General features: G+C 51.0%; 16 protein-coding genes and 1 other RNA gene. All 17 read right to left on the bottom strand.

Going from position 1 to position 18,871, the window contains the following annotated elements:
- Positions 1-28 precede the first annotated feature (28 nt).
- Positions 29-392, bottom strand: a transfer-messenger RNA (tmRNA) gene (ssrA, locus tag ACLO87_RS05240).
- Between the two features lie 73 nt (positions 393-465).
- Positions 466-978: a hypothetical protein gene (locus ACLO87_RS05235; protein ID WP_430222960.1), complete on the bottom strand. Its 513-nt coding sequence runs from the start codon at positions 976-978 to the stop codon at positions 466-468.
- Positions 979-1,428: 450 nt separating this feature from the next.
- Positions 1,429-2,226: a DeoR/GlpR family DNA-binding transcription regulator gene (locus tag ACLO87_RS05230; protein ID WP_135864233.1), complete on the bottom strand. Its 798-nt coding sequence runs from the start codon at positions 2,224-2,226 to the stop codon at positions 1,429-1,431.
- A gap of 241 nt (positions 2,227-2,467) precedes the next feature.
- Positions 2,468-3,739 carry a Zn-dependent hydrolase gene (locus ACLO87_RS05225; protein WP_430222959.1) on the bottom strand — a complete coding sequence of 424 codons (1,272 nt, stop codon included), beginning with the start codon at positions 3,737-3,739 and terminating at the stop codon, positions 2,468-2,470.
- On the bottom strand, positions 3,736-5,106 hold the full coding sequence (locus ACLO87_RS05220) for a dihydroorotase (protein WP_430222958.1): 1,371 nt from the start codon (positions 5,104-5,106) through the stop codon (positions 3,736-3,738). Before ACLO87_RS05220 ends, ACLO87_RS05225 begins: the two co-directional genes overlap by 4 nt.
- Before the next feature lie 27 nt (positions 5,107-5,133).
- Complete coding sequence (locus ACLO87_RS05215; protein ID WP_430222957.1) at positions 5,134-6,501, bottom strand: amidohydrolase family protein; 1,368 nt, start codon at positions 6,499-6,501, stop codon at positions 5,134-5,136.
- Between the two features lie 87 nt (positions 6,502-6,588).
- Positions 6,589-7,494, bottom strand: a complete 906-nt coding sequence (locus tag ACLO87_RS05210; protein ID WP_430222956.1) for a polysaccharide deacetylase family protein — start codon at positions 7,492-7,494, stop codon at positions 6,589-6,591.
- On the bottom strand, positions 7,481-8,011 hold the full coding sequence (locus tag ACLO87_RS05205; RefSeq protein WP_430220363.1) for an ureidoglycolate lyase: 531 nt from the start codon (positions 8,009-8,011) through the stop codon (positions 7,481-7,483). Before ACLO87_RS05205 ends, ACLO87_RS05210 begins: the two co-directional genes overlap by 14 nt.
- The gene (locus tag ACLO87_RS05200) at positions 8,001-8,675 is read right to left on the bottom strand and encodes a GntR family transcriptional regulator (protein ID WP_430222955.1); all 675 of its coding nucleotides are present in this window, start codon (positions 8,673-8,675) and stop codon (positions 8,001-8,003) included. The genes ACLO87_RS05205 and ACLO87_RS05200 overlap by 11 nt, the downstream gene beginning before the upstream one ends.
- A gap of 89 nt (positions 8,676-8,764) precedes the next feature.
- On the bottom strand, positions 8,765-10,324 hold the full coding sequence (locus ACLO87_RS05195; RefSeq protein ID WP_430222954.1) for an amidohydrolase family protein: 1,560 nt from the start codon (positions 10,322-10,324) through the stop codon (positions 8,765-8,767).
- Positions 10,321-11,919: an ABC transporter substrate-binding protein gene (locus ACLO87_RS05190; RefSeq protein WP_430222953.1), complete on the bottom strand. Its 1,599-nt coding sequence runs from the start codon at positions 11,917-11,919 to the stop codon at positions 10,321-10,323. Before ACLO87_RS05190 ends, ACLO87_RS05195 begins: the two co-directional genes overlap by 4 nt.
- A gap of 28 nt (positions 11,920-11,947) precedes the next feature.
- Entirely contained in the window at positions 11,948-13,543 is a 1,596-nt protein-coding gene (locus tag ACLO87_RS05185) for an ABC transporter substrate-binding protein (RefSeq protein WP_430222952.1), read from the bottom strand.
- A 22-nt stretch (positions 13,544-13,565) separates the two neighbouring features.
- The gene (locus tag ACLO87_RS05180; RefSeq protein ID WP_430222951.1) at positions 13,566-14,546 is read right to left on the bottom strand and encodes an oligopeptide/dipeptide ABC transporter ATP-binding protein; all 981 of its coding nucleotides are present in this window, start codon (positions 14,544-14,546) and stop codon (positions 13,566-13,568) included.
- Positions 14,543-15,532 (bottom strand): ABC transporter ATP-binding protein, encoded by a 990-nt coding sequence (locus ACLO87_RS05175; protein ID WP_430222950.1) that lies wholly within the window; start codon positions 15,530-15,532, stop codon positions 14,543-14,545. The genes ACLO87_RS05180 and ACLO87_RS05175 overlap by 4 nt, the downstream gene beginning before the upstream one ends.
- A 1-nt stretch (position 15,533) precedes the next feature.
- On the bottom strand, positions 15,534-16,415 hold the full coding sequence (locus ACLO87_RS05170; protein WP_430222949.1) for an ABC transporter permease: 882 nt from the start codon (positions 16,413-16,415) through the stop codon (positions 15,534-15,536).
- Positions 16,416-16,429: 14 nt separating this feature from the next.
- A complete protein-coding gene (locus tag ACLO87_RS05165) occupies positions 16,430-17,344 on the bottom strand; it encodes an ABC transporter permease (RefSeq protein ID WP_430220371.1) in 915 nt (304 codons plus the stop codon).
- A complete protein-coding gene (locus tag ACLO87_RS05160) occupies positions 17,341-18,816 on the bottom strand; it encodes an ABC transporter substrate-binding protein (RefSeq protein ID WP_430222948.1) in 1,476 nt (491 codons plus the stop codon). The genes ACLO87_RS05165 and ACLO87_RS05160 overlap by 4 nt, the downstream gene beginning before the upstream one ends.
- Positions 18,817-18,871: the final 55 nt, after the last annotated feature.

Genomic DNA, 18,871 nt, shown 5'->3' with positions numbered 1-18,871 from the left:
ACACTTTTCAGTGTGCCCTTCTGTTTACTGGTGGAGCCGGCGGGAATTGAACCCGCGTCCGCAAGCCCTCTACAGGCAGTTCTACATGTTTAGTTGATATATTTTAGAATTTAACCTCGGATTATGCCCATCAACAGGCCTTTCCTCAGCGATTCGCTTAGATTTAAAACTTGATTGAGCGAACCAACCAAATTCGATTTCTTGTAAGTGACGCTGCTGTTAGTTTCCTAACCTAACCCAAGAACAAATTAGTGCAGCGGCAAAGCCGCTTAAGCGGCTAGTGCGAAACGCTCTTCGTTTGCGTTTAAAGTTTTCCAGTGGATTTACGAGCTTACTGGTGCTCGACATGCCCTGCTCTGCTTCGCGACCCACGTCGAAGCCAGATCGGCCCCAAATGTTCGTTTATGCAGTTCTTCCTAGTATACATGCTTAGCCCTATTGGCGCCAAACTCTGCAACAATATTTTTACTCTGTTGCCGCACCACTATCTTGCCAATCCAGACTCATCATCTCCCAGGCATCGTCGTCTTTGCGGTAACGCACATTGGCAGTAAATACAGCTTTGTCACTACGACCTGTTTCAATGATGACGCGGTCTGCTGGCGCTTGAATGATGAACTCACACTCTCTGACCATTTTGGAATCATGCGTAGGAACAAACGCAAACGATAAAGTCATGGTGGATTTGCTGGCATCACGCACCAGAATTTGCGTAGCTTTATACGCTTCTAGTACATCGGTACAGCGTGTTTCTTGCACCGCTAAGGCGCGTTCTTGTTGTGCTTCTGGACTGTCGTAATACATGTTGTACCAAAGCACACAGAGCAATAACGCCAGTGCTGCAACACCGCAGTGCATCCACGCACGTTTACGTTGTTCAGCATTTATATCGGCCACACCGAACAGGATACCGCCAGAGCGTATCAAGACATAGATAGAGTACAACCCTATCGCACCCGCCACTATTAGACCAATCATAAATCACCAAAATTCAAAAAAGGAATCGTAGCAGGTAGTTTACCTGTGTCTCTGCCCGTACCACCACCATCGCTATTTATTCTCGCGTTTCTTGCGCCAGCGCAAATAGTCTCACCCAATATAGGGGTGATTATTGCGGTAATACTTAAAAATAGTTACAACTCTTTTAGATATAAAACGTTAACGAAAGCAAAGTTTTCTGATGTAATGCAAACATCTACCAATGCAACGTTATGTAGACATTTGTAGCCCCTGCAGACCCTATGTAGCACCTTAGTATTTATTGCTCCACCTTGGAAACACTGTTAAATATTTGGGGAACATCATGATGGATCTTATTCACCTCAGCACAGATCTGCTCCCAGTTATTCTGATTGCTTCAGGTTCCACAATCGTTCTAGTCTTACTGCTCAGCCGGGATTACTGACCTATAGGTCAACTGCGTTTTACTTACGCACACACACTAGCATCGGCTACCTGTACAGCAACATTTGCTTGCTTCATCGCATCAGCTAGCCACACTGGTAAGGCCTCATTACAAATGAAGCCATCAAACGCTATTGCTTTGCATACCCTGATATTAGCTTTAGCGTCTTGCCTTACTTGAGAAGATAAAGCGATGACTTTATCTGTTAGCTCCATGACTCCCTGCTTTAATGCTACGTCGCTAAGATCTTCTTGCATGACGGTGCCCTCGTCATCAAACGCATGTACGCTCATAAACGCAATATCGTAGTGAAACATCCGCACGATACTCATGACTAAATCGCCGTGAGCGATAAACATGTCACGTTTTGCCATGCGTTTTACGGAACCACCAGGGATAATCGCTTCTATTACAGGACTAGCACTTAGGCGCTGCGCAATGTCTAAGTTATTGCTGACTACCCTGCAACGTTTCTGACTGGCCAATAACGCTGAAGCAACGGCATTACTTTCTTCCCCTGAGTCTAAATAGACCGTCATACCTGACTGTATATGATTCACTGCTAGTTCTGCCAAATGGCGTAAGGAACAAGCGCGTTCAGCGGGTAATTGTTGAAAGGTCTTAGCAGCCATCATGGCACCACCATGACAACGCTCTACCAAGCCACGCTCAGCCAAATAACTGAAGTCACGGCGAATCGTTTGCTGCGACGTATTAAAATGCGCGGCCAATGCCTCTATCGTTACGTAACCGCGATGTTGGATCATCTCCAAGATGCTAGCACGACGAAGATTTAACGAAGGAGGAACAGCAGGCAACATAACAAACCCAGATCTTCAAAATTAGTAGGTCTATCACAACCTACCTCTTGGCTTAATTCTCTACAGAATAGCACCTGGGTTTTGCTTTAACTTCATCAATCAAGCGCCAACATCCCGCACTCTTTACGTAAATGCCCCCTGAATCAGCGCCTTGAGCGCCAATAACGGCCCTGAGAAACGTAAATACTCAGGGCCGCTCTGGCTGATCTCTATACGGAATTAGGCTATGTGTGGGCCGCTATCACCCCAAAATCTGCTGGTCTAACGCTAGTATGCTTTGCATCAACACCTTCAACCCTGCCTCTAGCTCGTCTAGCTTTATGCCCTCTTCTGGGCAATGACTACGACCATTCAGGCAAGGAATAAACACCATGCCTGCTGGAGCAATCGCCGCCAAATATACGGCGTCATGACCGGCACCGCTGGGTAAACGTAGCGAGTTATAGCCCAACACTGCTGCTGAGTGCTCGATGACATCCACCACCTGCGGTGCAAACTGTGTAGGTTTGCCATAACTAACCGATTCAGTCTGCAGTTGTAGACCTAATGCCTGCAGATCTGGCTGCACCGCTGTAAACAGTTGCTCGCCATACTGTGCTAAGACCTCTGCGTCATTACTACGTATTTCAAGCATGAGCTCCACTTTGCCAGGCACGGCATTCGAGGAATTCGGTGTGACAGCAAGGTACCCCACCGTAGAGACCACGTAGCGCTGATCTGAGTTTATCTGGCTTGCTTTATGATAAGTAGCCTGTATCAGCATCGCCGCCCCCACCAACGCATCTTTACGATGTGTCATGGGAGTGGTGCCAGAGTGGTCTGGCTGCCCCGTAACAATCACTCTAAAGCGTCGTATTCCTACTAGATCCGTCACCACGCCAATAGGAATATGCTGCCTTTCTAATACCGGCCCTTGCTCTATATGCAGCTCTACAAATGCATGCAGATCGCCCGCTTGATACAGTGGCACATCTAGTTTGTCTGGCGCTCCACCCACTAAGGCTATAGCCTGCGCTAACGTACCGCCGGCTGGGGCACGCTGTGCCAACATATCAGCACTCAACGCCCCCACCATTGCACGGCTGCCTACGCATGACACACCAAAATCACTGGGCTCCTCAGATAAGAAATCCACCACCTCAAATGGGTGATCTAGCTGTTCCCCACTGTCATGCAAGGCTTTAGCTACCTCAATGCCTGCCAGCACACCAATGATGCCGTCATACCTACCGCCATCAAACACGGTATCGGAATGTGATCCCGTCATAATCGCTTTGGCCTGAAGCTGCTTGCCTTCTAAGCGTCCGATCAAATTTCCGCCGCTGTCTATACGCACAGACAATCCGGCCTGTTGCATTTGCTCGGTCAGCCATTGCCGTGAAGCAATAAAACGGGGGCTGAATGCACGACGCGTCCACGGTCGTTCTGGGTCGGTAAAGGTAGATAACGTCTCTAAACATTGCCATAGGCGCTGGCTATTTAGCGCTTGCAAGGCGGCATGTTGACTACTCATGACACGGCTCCAGCACGGTGTGGTCGTATGAACTGACCGTCACCTGCCTGATTACAAATTTTGCGACCATCCCAGACCAGTTGCCCGCGCAAGAATGTCGCCGCCACCTTCACCATAAACTCACGGCCTTCAAACGAGCTCCACGTCACAGCCGATAAGCTCGTTGATGGATCAAAAGCATAACGCTCTTGATCAAGAATCACGAAGTCTGCATCGGCACCAGGGTTCAAATGTCCTTTACGATGCTCTAACAAGAAATGCTTCGCAGGCCCTTCGCACAACAATTGCACTACCATCGTGGGGGATAAACCGTGCTCTATACATCCTGTCCATAACGCCGGCAGCAAGGTTTCCAAACCTGGACCACCCGAGGAGTTCTTAAACACATTAGGATTAGACTTACGTTCTAAGCCCCAACTCACGTGATCAGACGACACAAACGTACATTCGCCATTACCAATATGCGTCCACAGCTTTTCTACCTCGGCTTTAGGGCGTATAGGCGGGTAATGCTTGGTCAATGCACCAAAGCGCTTGGTGTGCTCTTCATGGTTCAGCATTAAATACTGCACGCAGGTTTCTATACTGGCCGCTGTACCCGCACGCTTATACATATTGCAGAGTTCAAAGCCTCGTGACAACGATACGTGTACCGCATGAGCACGGGCCCCCGTCAATGCGCCCAGCTCATAAATCGTTGCTGTAGCCAGGTTCTCCACCAATGGTGGATGTGCACGTAAGAATGCATCCCAACCGGTATCGCCTTCTTCGGTCATGCGCAGGATATTTTTACGGGTAATTTCCTGATTTTGATTATGCACCCCGCAGGCCAAGCCCGAAGGTACAATCAATCGGAAAGCCTCATAGAGCACGTCTTCCTCTACACGAGGGAAACGATTGGGACTGGCCTCAAACGTAGAGAACTTAAACGCGCATGCTCCACCTTCAATCAGCCCTGGAATCGCTTCTAATCCATGCTCATTATTTAAGGTGGCGTACGCCGCTACATCCACATGACTATCTTGTTCAATAAGCTGTATTTTTCTATCTAGCTGAGGGCGTGAGGCCACGGGCTCTGGATCGTCATAAGGCATTTCCACCATTGTCGTCACACCACCCGCCGCCGCCGCTCTAGAAGCCATACCTATGCCTTCTTGATTCGCTTGGCTGCCGGAATGCACCTGACCATCTAACACGCCGGGGATTACCCACCTACCACGCGCATCGATAAATTCACATGCAGACGGCACGTTGTCAGCCTCGCCAGTAGCAACTACTTTGCCCTCGCGTACCGCAAACCAGCCATCAAACCGAATGCGATCCGCACCCACAATATTGCCCTGTACCACTACATCAAAATCACTCATGTCTGTCTCCTGATTAGTATGTTTGGCTTAGCGTGGTGCGCGTAATGAAGGCAAAGCTGCATTGCTGGCTAGCAAGCGCTCCCATGCTTGGGCAGTCGCTAGTTCAGCCTGTTCCAATACGTCTGACTCATTCATGCTCAAGACCTTTCCGTCGCGCATCAGGAACTTCCCACCCACCATGACCGAATCCACTACACCGGGGTCGGCATAGTGCACGATGTTGGATACGATTTGATTCACTGGACGCATACGCGCATGTTCCAAGCTAATAAAGGTCAGGTCTGCCAACTTGCCTTCCTCTATAGAACCTAGCTCGTTCAACCGTCCTAAGGCCTTTGCCCCATTGCGTGTGGCGCAATCGAGGATTTCTTGTGGTTGAGGTGTCACGCCACCGCCTGCACTACCCCTATGCACCACAATGCCGAACTGCATCGCTTTGAACATGTCTTCGGTCATGTTGTCGGTACCAAAGGCGATATTCACCCCCTGTTTCATGGCATACCCCACCTTCACTTGGTGTGGACCACGTCGGGATGAGTTAGCGGGACAATGCGCCATGTGTACGCCTTGGCGAGCCAAAACATCGATATCTTCTTCTGTGCAATGGGACCAATGCGCTGCTGTCAGATCACTGTCCAACCACCCGTTATCCAACAAATACCCCACCGATGTTTTGCCAGTCAGCTGATGTATTTGTTTAAGCTCGGCTCGCGACTGCGCTAAATGCACATTGCGTTTTACGTCATGCTTATGTGCAATGGCCAATAGCTCTTTCAGCATCCATGGCGAACAGTTATCAGGCGCATGCGACGCCACCTGACAATGAATGCGCCCCCCTTCTGCACCGTGATAACGCTCAATCAGCGCTTCAGTTCTGTCTAAGTATTGCTGCCCCCAATCACGATCATAGTGATATTCGCCCGTCGCCATTTTGAGGTTATGCGCATCGGCACCCAGTTCACTAAACACCACGCGCAATCCGGTATTCACAACCGCATCAGCATAACTGCCTACAAATCGGCTGGAATCGCTTACCGTTGTGGTGCCTGAACGCAAGGCCTCCAATGCCCCTAACTTCGCCATGGCGGCACGTTCCTCGGGGGTCATGATGAAGGTAATAGGCCCCATATAGCCATAAATCACCTCTCCCATGTAGTCCTCGATCGTGCCACGCATCACCGTCAACACCAAGTGCGTGTGTGAGTTAATAAACCCTGGCAACAGGGCTTTACCAGTGGCGTCCACGCGTTCTACGTTAGGGTAGCGCGCCAAAACATCGTCAGACTTACCTACCGCGGCGATCTTACCGTCTACTACGGCTACCGCGCCGTCATTAATAATGCTGCCCTGCTGATCACACTGAACTAAGGTTGCCCCATGAATTACGTATGCCATGTCTGTCTCCTTTTTTAGGGCGCAAAACGCCCTCCCGCCTTTTTTTGGGATATCTATGCTTCAAAAAATCAGTACCGCTAGGAAAGATTAGGAAGGGGGGTGTACCGCCATCCAATGTCGTGCAATGTCTGCACGCCTACATACCCACACATCAGGTTTAGTAGCGATGTAATCCAGAAAACGCGCCAAACCTGCTGCACGACCCGCGTGTCCTACCACACGCAAGTGCAGCCCTACCGACATCATCCGTGGTGTATGCGCAGATTCTTCATACAGAAAATCAAACGCATCACGTAATGCCGTATAAAAATCCAACCCCGATGCTAATGCTCCGCGCATGAACTTAGTGTCGTTATTCACCAAGCTATAAGGCACCACCAGATGCGGTTGTTGCTGCACCGTTACCCAATAGGGCAAATCATCGTTATAAGCATCGGAGTCATATATCAACCCACCCTGCTCTACGACAAGGCGTCTGGTATTTGGACTGGGGCCATAACGGCAATACCAGCCCTCTGCATCCCTACCCAAACTTTGCTGTATTAACGCCAATGCCTGCTGAATACGAGCACGCTCATCTTCTGCCGATAAGCCTTGATGGTGCTCCCAGCGCAGGCCATGCGCGCATACGTCGTAGCCACGCTCATTAATACGTTCACACGCTTGAGGATGTCTGGCCAACGCTTGTGCACAGGCCATTACCGTGGCTGTCATGCCGCGATCTGCCAGTATCCTATCCAAACGCCAAAACCCTACACGGCTGCCATACTCAAACATGGATTCAGCGGCTAAATCACGCTGCCCTGCCACACCTGCACCACCTTCCGTTAGTGCAGATTCCGTAATGCTGTCGCCATCCAGAACGGAAAGCTCCGCCCCTTCTTCGAAGTTCAAACAAAAATTAATCGCTAACCGTGCACCACCAGGCCACTGCGCTTGCGGTGGCTGTGCGCCGTAACCTATAAAGTCTCGAACTGCCTCATGCTCGTTCATGTACTTTTGCCTCCCGCAACAAGCCCGACTGGTCATGGATTTCTATAGGCTGTGCCAAGTCCATAAACACGTCGTCCTCACCTTTACCGGTCAGGCTCATCACCACAATAAAGTCAGCTTCATCATCCAAAATAGTCAGGCCGTGATGCCACACATTGCGGGCATAACACACCCCCTGACCGGGGCCTGCCGCAAATACTTTCAAGGTAGATAAATCTGGGCTGCCATCCCCTTGTGCCGCACACACCACCACCAAATGGCGAAATTCACGTGTAGGCAAAAAGGTTTGCGCAGAATACGGATGGCGCTCTAAGTGACGCACCAACATCGGTAAATCTCTACGCCCTTTCACACGACGCAACCATAAGCTGGGCGAGGTTAAATCGCAGGCCCGGTCAAACGCCTCTGGCACATAATGCCTGCCCGGTACGCCACCGTACTCAATCACCCGACCATAAGGGCGAAACAGCTCTGCGGATAAGGGCTCTACTTGTACTGCTCGCAATTTATCTGTCATGTTGTACGCCCACTCCAAAAGCAGCTAAAAACCCATCCCGTATATTGTCCAAGTGCTTCAGCACACTGGTATGTACGGCTTCGCGATTGCGATCAATCATGGCCTGTACGATGCTCAAGTGTTCATCATCGGCATGATCACCACGCCCAGGCACACGTTCAATGTTGGACACGCGTATACGTTTTCTGGCCTGCTCCAGCACATCAGCCAATGAACGATTACTGCAAAACTCGGTGATCAGATCATGCACGTCATCCCCCTTGCGCCAACTTTCTGGACCACCTTGATCCATCACATGTGGGTTGCTTAGCTCTTCCTTCAAGTTATGTAAGCGTTGTTGCGGAATACGCTCTACGGCCAGCATGGCGGCTTCGGGCTCTAGCAAACGTCTGATGTACAGCAGCTCTAGAACTTCGCCCACACCAATTTCCCGCACCACCATTGCACCATTGGCCAAACGCACCAGATAGCCCTCCCCTAACAGTCGACTCAATGCGCTGCGTAGCGGAGTGCGTGACACACTCAATGCCTCAGACAACCGGCGTTCATCCAACACGTCACCCGGAACCAATTCGCGATTTTCAATCCAGCTCAACACATCGCGATAAGTACGTTCCGTAGCGCTTACGGTTGCCGTCGGCACAATTTTGGGTTTTTCACTCACTACTTTCTCTCTTTTTCTTGAGGTCCCATCTACACTGGGAAATTATTCTGATCTGTCTCTGTCAGCCCCACATGCCTTGATTTCCCTACTCAATCAATGGCTCGATAAGGCCAGTGTTTTTTTCCACAATCCGCACAGTAGTGCGCATAAAACTTCTGCACATGCGGCAACAATGCCTCGGACAACGCATGACGCTCTTGTTCTGCCTGAGTGAGCGGTTGCTTGAGTTGCTCGGCCAAGGTCTGTAGCACAGCTTGCTGATCCACATTCACGAAACGCTTGCCCGCGTAAATCACCTGACCATTCACCACCACAGTGTCTACTGCTTCACGCTGTGCTCGATGAATAACGGCATCCACCACACTCGTTACCGGATCCAAATACGGATAGCGCAGCATCGCATCGTTAATAAGCACCACATCAGCCGCCTTCCCTACTGCCAACACACCGATTTCTGATGCAAACGGTGTGCTGTTTGCCCCCCCTTGCGTTGCCATCTGCAAGACATCTTCCGCACTAGGTACATCGTTGTTATCCATGCCAGCCACTCGGTGCAAATGCTTCACCAACCTCATTTCTTGCAGCATGTCACGATCTTCGTTGATACCCGCTTCGTCTATACCCAAGGCAACCGAAATACCCCGTTTGTGGAATTGTCTCCAGGGGGCAATGCCACTGCGCAAACGCAAGTTAGAGCTAGCATTGGTGCAGATGCCCACGCCACGCTCAGCGAGTAAGTCTAGCTCGTCTTCCTCTAGCCATACGCCATGACCCAACGTCATCCGTGGATTCAGCAAACCGAACTTATCCAGATATTTGACGGCGGAGCCGCCAGTCCGGCGTCGCGCATACTCCCACTGATAGCGGCTTTCCAACAAGTGCATATGCATACCTGCCTGGTGCGTTTCCGAGCAGGCAGCAACACGTTCCAACGCCTGATCTGAACACCAATGTAAGTTTACTGGCGCTAGCTGTATACGTGCCAAAGGATGTTGTTTATAACGCTGAAGCAGGGTTTCAAAAAGCCTAAAGTTGTCTTCCAATGGCATTTGCTGCGCGTGCGACCACTGTCGGAATGAGTCCGCCAACCCCGCTGGTAGCCGTTGTGCAAATTGCTCGTCAGCCTCATACACCAAACGGTTTTGATCCCGTATGCCATAGGAGTACGACACTCGCATACCTAGCTTGGCATACGCACCTATGACCTTATCGGCATACTCTCCTATCTGGCTAATGGGCGGCAACACCCGACCATGCAAGTGCTGCACAGTCGTCACGCCAGATGCCACCAGTTCAAAAGCGGAATACAAGGTATCCAGTTCAATATCTACGGTACGAGCCCGTATACGATGCGCCAGCCATAACTCTAGCGGCAGATCAGGCGACCCTAGCTGAAAAGGCGTCATACCCACATGATGATGCCCATTCACAAGCCCAGGAATCACCACATGGCTACCATCGCCCACCACTGGAACCTCTGGATAACGTGCGCGTAATTGCTCCCAAGAGCCCAGGGCGACAATGCGCCCTGACTCTTGATACAGCGCAGCATTTTCCAGTAGCTCCACCTGATTGCGACCCGTTACCTTACAAATAATGTAACGTCCGCGCACCAATGAGGCTGATGAAAAAGTCTGTGCAGTCGTCATTTTTTCTTAACCGTTTCCAAATGCCATGCCAACCCGAAAGAGGAAGGAGTCCAGCTTTTCACTCTCGGCCCCACTGCTGTCACTTCGTAACGCAGTGCCACGGGATAACTATTGAACTCACCATACAGCTGATGGTTCAACTGCTTAAGCTCGGCATCCAGTTCTTCTAACGTGGTCAACGAGATAAGCGTGTCCCATTCCGCATCTATCTTCGGTAAGTTCCAGTACCCCTGAATCAAACCACCTTTTTCTTGGCTAATAATCCCTACACGTAGCGCTGGAATCACTGAAGGACGTGGCGCGCCAGCATCTAAGTACAAGTGCGCACCGTAATTGGTTTCCCACTGCTGCGGACTAGAGGCATAACGCGGTCTAAACGCACCAAACTCCATGGGAGTGACCTCTGTTTTGAAACCCGCCGCACGCAAGTAACCATCCACCAAATCCATAATTTCCGGTGCTTCCGGCATCGCATTGGTACGCACCGACCACAACTTCACAGGCGTACCGTCGTAGCCGATTTTCTTGAGTAGCTCGGCAGCACGTTGCGGATCGTACTTGTAAGGCTCAAGCGCAGGGTCATAGCCCAGTGAGCCTTCTGTCCAATACGCTGTAGCCAAGCGCTCTGCCGTGCCTTCTGGATAGATGCTTTTCATGATGGCATCCATGTCGATGGCTCGTACCAAAGCCTCGCGGAAGTCTTGCTGATGGCACAGCATTTCTTCCTGCCAGCATCCATAGAACGACAACCCACCTTTGGATGAACCACGATTGGTCAGAATATCCAGCTTGGCCGCTTTGGCATCAATCACCTGACGAGGATCGATAAACGCCATATCTGCTTCACCGGCACGCACCATGGACAAACGAGTGCTGGCCTGACTACGAGGAATCAAACGCAATTCGGCAAATTCAGGAATGCGCTCTGGGTCCCAGTACGACTCATTAGCAGTCAACAGCATATCCACACCGCGATTGAACTCGGCGAACTTCCATGGCCCAGTACCTATAGGCCCCTCTATCATCTCAAACCCCTCTGCGGTGGGCTTATAGTTGTGGCGAGGTAGTATGCGGATGTCGCCATCACGCGCGCTGAGCACAGCCATAAACGACGGGTCTGGCTCTTTTAAAACAATTTTGACGGTGTGATCATCTACAGCCGTCACACTGTCTATGACTTGCAGCAAGCGGCAGAACGTACAAATGGCATCTTTGGCCACATAACGTTCGCCCAAACTAAAGACCACGTCGTCTGCCGTAAAGGGTTTGCCATCATGCCACTGCACATTAGGGCGTAAGTGGATGGTGAACACTTTCGCGCCGTCTTCCATTTCCCACGACTCAGCCAATCCGCGCTCGGCAGCCAACTGCCCATTCGGAGCGGTACCAATCAAGGGTTCATTGGTATGGCCGGTATATTGCAAATCTTGGGTAGAGGTTTTGCCCATATCCAGCATTTCTCTACCAAAGTTGGGAACCACTACCGTCAGCGTACCTTCTGGAGCAGCCACGACTGGCGAGGCTTGCATCAAGGCGCCTAGCGTTAAGACCGTCGCCCCTAAGAGCTTGCTCAACATAGTTAGATGTGTATTCATTTGTCTCTTCCGTATCGTTGATTTTGATTTATTTCGCATCATTGCGACGTACGGTTTCAAGGTGCCAAGCAAATCCATAAGGCGTAGGCGCCCAGCTCTGTACTCGCGGTCCGGCTACTGCTACTTGGTTACGCATCACGACGGGGTGAAAGCTGTATTCGCTGTACACCTGGCGATTCAGATCGCGCAAGGCAGTGTCTAGTTCGTCCAATGAGGTCAACGTGGTTAAGTGATCCCATTGCTGATCCATCCACGGCATATTCCAGTAGCTTTGGATTAACCCTCCTTTTTCATGGCTGATCATGCCCACTTTCAAGTTAGGCATAATGGTGGGACGCGGGCCTGCACCGTTCAAATACAGGTGAGCCGCATAGTTGGTTTCCCAACGTTGTGGGCTAGACGCATAACGCGGTCTAAAGGCACCAAACTCCATCGGTGTGACTTCGGTTTTGAACCCTGCCGCACGTAGATAACCATCCACCAACTCGATGATTTCTGGTGCTTCAGGCATGGCATTGGTACGCACTGACCACAACTTCACAGGCGTACCGGTATAGCCAATTTCTTTGAGTAGTTCTGCCGCGCGTGCTGGATCATAGGCATAGGGTTTAAGATCAGGATCCTCTCCCAATGAGCCTTCAGTCCAATACACCGTCGTTAACCTCTCTCCGGTGCCTTCGGGGTAAATGCTCTTGATGATGGCATCCATATCAATGGCCTTCACCATGGCCTCTCTAAAGGCTTGTTGGTGGCACAGCATTTGTTCTTGCCAACAGCCGTAGAAAGACAAGGTCCCCAATGCCGAGCCTTTGGCAACCAACACATTGAGCCCTGCATTTTTAGCCTCTATCACCTGACGCGGATCCACAAAAGCCATATCGGCCTCACCCGCACGAACCATGGCTAAACGAGTGCTAGGTTGACTACGAGGCACCAACATCAAGGTTTCAAAATCAGGTACACGCTCTGCGTCCCAGTAGTCGGTATTGGCTGTCAGCTGCATTTCCATACCGCGCTCAAAAGACTTGAACTTCCACGGCCCCGTGCCTATGGGCTGGCCTACCATCTCGTAGCCACCCTCTACTTTCTGATAGCCGTGACGCGGCAGCATACGTATGTCACCATCACGCGCCGTTAACACCGCCAGAAAAGCCGGGTCTGACTCTTTAAGTGTGATTTTTACCGTGTGGTCATCCACCGCCTCTACGGTCTCAATTTGCTCTAGCTGTTTGCAAAATGTGCACACTGCATCGTTGGCGACAAAACGCTCGCCCAAACTAAACACCACGTCATCAGCCGTAAAAGGTTTGCCATCGTGCCAAGTCACCCCTTCACGCAAACTCAACGTGTAGGTACGAGCGTCTTCACTCATGGACCAGCTTTTTGCCAAGCCACGTTCTGCTGATAATTTCCCTTCTACATCAGCCCCAATCAACGGCTCATGTATATGGCCGGTATATTGCAAATCTTGGGTAGAGGTTTTACCGAGGTCTAGCACTTCACGGCCAAAGTTGGGCACCACAACCGTTAAGGTACCTTCGGGTGCGGCCTGCACACCTGCTGCACTGAACGAAAGGCCTGCAAAGAACAGCGCTGTAGATAGTTTTTTAAGTTTCATTGTCATGTTGTCTCCTACACCATACTGATTAGGACAATGCCTTGTCCTGCGCACCACAACGGTGGCAAGCCACCTCATAATCTGTAGCAATAGGCAAAAGTTCTGGACGCTCTTCCCAGCACTTAGGCATTACTACCGAACATCGCTCTGCAAACATGCAGCCTGCTTTAGCCACGCCTGGAGGCGGGCTATTGTGTAGGGGGGCTGCCGAGGTGATATCCCCCGGTTTACGTATTCGCGCCGCTTCAATCAATCGTGCGGTATAGGGGTGTTGCGGCGCCTTAAAAATGGCTTCGGACTCCCCCTGCTCTACGATTCGCCCCTTGTACATCACCACCACACGTGTCGCCAGAAAACGCACTGTCGCTAAATCGTGCGAGATCAGCACATACCCCATACCTAATGACTGTTGCAGGTCTTTAAGCAAATTCATGATCTGGGCTCGTACGGATACATCCAGCGCAGACACTGGCTCATCCAGAACAATGGCACGTGGTCGCAGCGCTACGGCACGAGCAATGGCAATACGCTGACGCTGACCACCACTGAACTCATGCGGAAAGTTGTTAGCTGCCGCTTTTTCTAGCCCTACTTCGTCCAAGCTCTGAAATATCGCTTTATCAATGTGCTCCTTATCAAAGCCATTGATACGCATAGGCTCAGCGATAATGTCGTATACCCGCATACGAGGGTTTAACGAGCTCCATGGGTCTTGAAAAACAGCCTGTACACCAGAGCGATAACGTCGACGTAACTCGGCATTGGCACCTGCTAGGTTTTCACCTTCGAAATACACTTCTCCGGCGCTGAGGTCCTCCAACCCCAACAGCATTTTGGCCGTCGTACTTTTACCGCAACCCGACTCACCTACTACGGCCACGGTTTCTTTACTAGCTACCGAAAGCGACATCTCTTCTACTGCACGGATTTCTGCCCCCTTCGTAAACACCCCTTTTCGACGGTAGGTTTTTTGTAGCTTTCTACCTTCCAGCAACGCGACTTGAGTCATAGCGCCTCCTCGTACAACCAGCAACTTACTTTTCTATCCCCTATTTGCACCTGCTCTGGCCGTTCTTTACGACAACGATCTGTCGCCTGCGGACAGCGTGGTGCAAAGGCGCACCCTGGTAATGGTGCAAACACTGATGGCGGCTGCCCTTCAATAGAGAACAAGCGCTCTTCACGGCTAGAGACATCCGGCACAGATTTCAACAAGGCTTGGGTATAGGGATGCAAAGGCTTATCAAACAACTCGCCCGTTTCCGCCAGTTCAACAATGCGCCCGGCATACATCACAGCCACTTTGTCGCACATGCGGGTCACCACCCCAAAGTCGTGCGTGACCAGCAGCACACCCAATCCGGCCTCATTCTGCAGTTGCTTTAATAAGGCCAAAAACTCTTCTTGAACGGTCACATCCAGCGCTGTGGTAGGTTCATCCGCAATGATGACTTGCGGATTACCGGCCATCGCCATCGCCCCCACCACACGCTGTCGCATCCCGCCACTGAAATGGTGCGGGTAAGCTCTTAGACCTTGCGCAGGGTTAGGAATGCGCACTTTCTCTAGCAGCTCACACGCCGCTGTATGTAGTGCCTCTCCTTGCAGTTGTCGGTGCAAAATCAGTGCCTCATTCATTTGCTCACCAATAGTGAGCACCGGATTTAAGGCACGCATAGGGTCCTGCAAAATCATGGCTATATGTTTGCCACGATAGGAACGCAGTTCGTCATCGCTCATTTTCAGCAAGTCATTGCCATTGAACAGTGCTTTACCGCCCGTGACTTTAGATGCAGGCTGCGGGTTCAAACGCAGCACCGACAAACAGGTCAAACTTTTACCTGAGCCAGACTCCCCCACCAGCCCTAAGGTTTGGCCGGCATACAGCTCAAAACTAACGTCATTCACTGCATAGCCCACACCACGTTTGCTATAGAGTCGGGTCTGCAAGTTTTCTACCGCCAATACTGGCGCTGATTTATGTTGTGTAGTCATGTCAGATATTCCGCAATTGAGGATCAAGCACGTCACGTACCCAATCGCCTACGATGTTGTAGGAGAACACCACAAACAAAATGGCTAACCCAGGCATTGTGGAAATCCACCATGCTGACTCTACGTAATCCAAACCTTCAGCAACCATCCCGCCCCATGTAGGTGTAGGCGGTGGCACACCAGCGCCCAAGAAGGTCAGAGATGCTTCCACGATAATGGCCCAGCCCACCTGCAGCGTCGCCAACACCAACAAGGTGTTCGCTACGTTAGGCAAGATATGTTTGAACACAATACGGAAACCACCTGCACCCGCTACTCTGGCCAAGAGCACAAAGTCTCTGTCTTTCAGTGCTAGCACATCGCCACGTACCAAGCGTGCAAAACGTGCCCATAACACCAAGGCCAATACAATCACCACCACCCAGAAACTAGGGCCTACAGTAACGGCCAACACCAGCGCCAACAGAATGCTAGGGAAAGCCAAGAAACCATCGGCGGTACGCATAATCAAGGCATCTATCCAACCACCGCGATAACCCGCCAATAACCCCAAGCCAGTTCCCAATGCACCACCCAAAATAATGGTGACGATAGCAATACTAAGAGAGACTTGCGTACCTAAAATGATGCGGCTCAATACGTCACGCCCTAAGCGATCAGTACCCAAGGGGTAGGTCCAATCGCCCCCTTCCAAAAACACCGGTGCACGTAATGCGGCAGCGGGATTAATTGCTAATGGATCGTGCAACACCAAATGGTCTGCAAAAATAGCCACCAGCATGGTGATCAACACCATCAGCAACCCTATCCACGGCGCTTTGCTTTGTCGTACCTGGGTCACCATCTTGCGCAGACGGCCCACAGGTGCAGTTTTTTGAGTCATAGAGGCTTGCACAATCAGCTCCTTACGCGGGGATCAATCAGGCCATAAGCCATATCCACCAGAAAGTTGATACCCACAATTAAAACGGTGTAGACCAGAACGGAAAGCTGCAACACAGGGAAATCGCGCCACAACGTAGACTCGTAGGCTAAATACCCCAGCCCAGGCCACCCAAACACCACCTCAATTACCACGCCTGATGCAATGATGACGCCGTACATGAAGCCGATAAACGTCACCACAGGAATCAGCGCATTACGTAAGGCGTGTTTCCACACCACTTTGTTTTCTTTCAAGCCTTTAGCTCGCGCCAACTTCACAAACTCAGCACCCAACACTTCCAGCATGGAGGAACGTAACAAGCGCACAATCCCCGCACTGATACTCCACCCCAAAACCAAGCTAGGCAGCACAAAGTGTTTCCACGACCCCGCTCCCGAACTGGGTAACCACCTCAGATGCACGGCAAAAATCAGGATCAACATCACACTGAGCCAGAATGCCGGTGTGGATTGCCCTAACAAGGCAAAACTCATGCTGAACTTATCCCACCCTTTGCCTCTATTCGTCGCCGCTAACACCCCTAACGGGATACTAATGACAATGGCTACTACCAACCCTGCTGTTGCCAGAATGAGCGTGCGTCCTATACGTTCAAACACCAGCTCAGTAGCTGGAGCACCGGTACGGATGGAACGACCAAAGTCCCCTTGTAAGGCATCACCCAAAAAGATGAGGTACTGCTGCGCCAGCGGTTTATCCAAACCCATGCGCTCTATATATTCCGTACGTTCTGCTGGCGTAGAATCCGCCGGCAGCACCAAGTCAGCGGGGCTACCTGATGATCTCGCCAACACAAAAATAATGAGGCTGGTCATCAATACCGTCATGAACGCCTGAAACAGACGAACCAGAATCAACTTAATCATCGTCGCTCCCCTTCGGTCGTGAAGCTTGAAGGTGACACATTCGCATCGCGTATCTGTACACCGCTTAGATCTATGCCACCGCTAGGATGGGGCGTGAACCCTGTCACACGAGGCGACCAGCCCACCATGTTGTCCATGGCAAACAATGAGAAAAACGGTAGCTCGACCTGCACTTTATGTTGAATACGGGCATAGGCTTGCTGCCGTTTCTGCGCATCCACTTCGCCTCGTACAGCATCAATCAAGCTATCCATTTCTGCGCAGGCATAGCCACCAGCGTTAAAGCCACCTTGGCTATGCAGTTCGCGCACCAACAACGTATCCAGATGCGGTCTGGCTGGTGTGCCTTGCAAGCAGATATCCCAACCACCGCGCAAGTACATATACGGCCACCATGGCGGGTCGTCATAACCAGCAAACTGCACCGTCAGGCCTATCGCGCGCAGGTCCTTGCCCACCTGCTCAGCCACTTGTGAAAACGGTGCAGTATTGGTGGTCACCATACGAAATACGTGTTCGCTACTGACACCCGCTTCTTTCAACAGCTGACGAGCACGGTCAGGGTCATAAGCAATCGTTGGTGTAGCGACAAAAGCAGGATCAGAGGCTGCCAACATGCCATCCACCACTTCGCCTGTACCGCCTGTCACCGTGTGCATCAGCGCTTCACGATTAATCGCGTGCGCTAATGCCAGACGTACTTTGGGAGTAGTCAGCGCACCCTTTTTGCAGTTGAAATACATCACACTGCGATGCTTGGAAGCAGTCAAAGCGGAATGTAGTAAGCCCTCCGCGGCCAACGCCTCGGCAGCCGACGATGGAACGCTTTCTACAATATCAATATCACCCTGACGGATTCTGGCTACACGCTGTTCTATACCGGGAGCAAACTCTAAGCGCACCTCATCCACATCAGGAGCAGCATGCACACCTTGATAGCCTTCAAAACGGCTAAGCAGCACATGACTACCACGTTGCCATGTTTGTAGACGCAAAGGTCCTGTGCCACAGGGCTGATCATAGGTGTCGTCTACGATGTAGGTTCGCCATGCCAGATTGGGCAAAAATGCCGAGTTGGGCCGTTTAAGCACAAACTCCAACTCATGCTCGCTCAGCACATTAACGGCCTCAATATCTTGATAATCACGCGTGAGCAAACTATCTGTGCCACCGTTAAACAAACGCGTGAAATTCCATGCCACCTTATGCGCATTGCACGCATTGCCATTGTGAAATTTCAGCCCTTTGCGTAGCTGAAAGGTATAGCGACGCAAGTCATCCGATACGCTCCAGCTTTGCGCTAGGTCGGGCACCAACTTGCCATCAAAATCCTGCTTCAATAAACCTTGGCAGGTGAGGCGCAAAATAGCCGTAGAACTACTTGAGTCTGAGTTAAACCCATTGGGTACCAACGCTATGGTTTCGTGCTTTAGCAATACCCTCAAACGGCGTGCTTTTTTGTCTCTTTCCATCCTTACTCCCCATCGCACTTTTATGTATTTTCTTGGTATACCAAGATTACACCAA

It is taken from the genome of Paenalcaligenes sp. Me52, assembly GCF_050487965.1.
GTDB lineage: Bacteria > Pseudomonadota > Gammaproteobacteria > Burkholderiales > Burkholderiaceae_B > Paenalcaligenes.
This window is presented reverse-complemented; position numbering and strand designations above follow the sequence as displayed.

Bases quoted from the DNA above. Each gene is read 5' to 3' on its own strand.
- ACLO87_RS05235 (WP_430222960.1), bottom strand. From the start codon at position 978: ATGATTGGTCTAATAGTGGCGGGTGCGATAGGGTTGTACTCTATCTAT.
- ACLO87_RS05230 (WP_135864233.1), bottom strand. From the start codon at position 2,226: ATGTTGCCTGCTGTTCCTCCTTCGTTAAATCTTCGTCGTGCTAGCATC.
- ACLO87_RS05225 (WP_430222959.1), bottom strand. From the start codon at position 3,739: ATGAGTAGTCAACATGCCGCCTTGCAAGCGCTAAATAGCCAGCGCCTA.
- ACLO87_RS05220 (WP_430222958.1), bottom strand. From the start codon at position 5,106: ATGAGTGATTTTGATGTAGTGGTACAGGGCAATATTGTGGGTGCGGAT.
- ACLO87_RS05215 (WP_430222957.1), bottom strand. From the start codon at position 6,501: ATGGCATACGTAATTCATGGGGCAACCTTAGTTCAGTGTGATCAGCAG.
- ACLO87_RS05210 (WP_430222956.1), bottom strand. From the start codon at position 7,494: ATGAACGAGCATGAGGCAGTTCGAGACTTTATAGGTTACGGCGCACAG.
- ACLO87_RS05205 (WP_430220363.1), bottom strand. From the start codon at position 8,011: ATGACAGATAAATTGCGAGCAGTACAAGTAGAGCCCTTATCCGCAGAG.
- ACLO87_RS05195 (WP_430222954.1), bottom strand. From the start codon at position 10,324: ATGACGACTGCACAGACTTTTTCATCAGCCTCATTGGTGCGCGGACGT.
- ACLO87_RS05190 (WP_430222953.1), bottom strand. From the start codon at position 11,919: ATGAATACACATCTAACTATGTTGAGCAAGCTCTTAGGGGCGACGGTC.
- ACLO87_RS05185 (WP_430222952.1), bottom strand. From the start codon at position 13,543: ATGACAATGAAACTTAAAAAACTATCTACAGCGCTGTTCTTTGCAGGC.
- ACLO87_RS05180 (WP_430222951.1), bottom strand. From the start codon at position 14,546: ATGACTCAAGTCGCGTTGCTGGAAGGTAGAAAGCTACAAAAAACCTAC.
- ACLO87_RS05175 (WP_430222950.1), bottom strand. From the start codon at position 15,532: ATGACTACACAACATAAATCAGCGCCAGTATTGGCGGTAGAAAACTTG.
- ACLO87_RS05170 (WP_430222949.1), bottom strand. From the start codon at position 16,415: ATGACTCAAAAAACTGCACCTGTGGGCCGTCTGCGCAAGATGGTGACC.
- ACLO87_RS05165 (WP_430220371.1), bottom strand. From the start codon at position 17,344: ATGATTAAGTTGATTCTGGTTCGTCTGTTTCAGGCGTTCATGACGGTA.
- ACLO87_RS05160 (WP_430222948.1), bottom strand. From the start codon at position 18,816: ATGGAAAGAGACAAAAAAGCACGCCGTTTGAGGGTATTGCTAAAGCAC.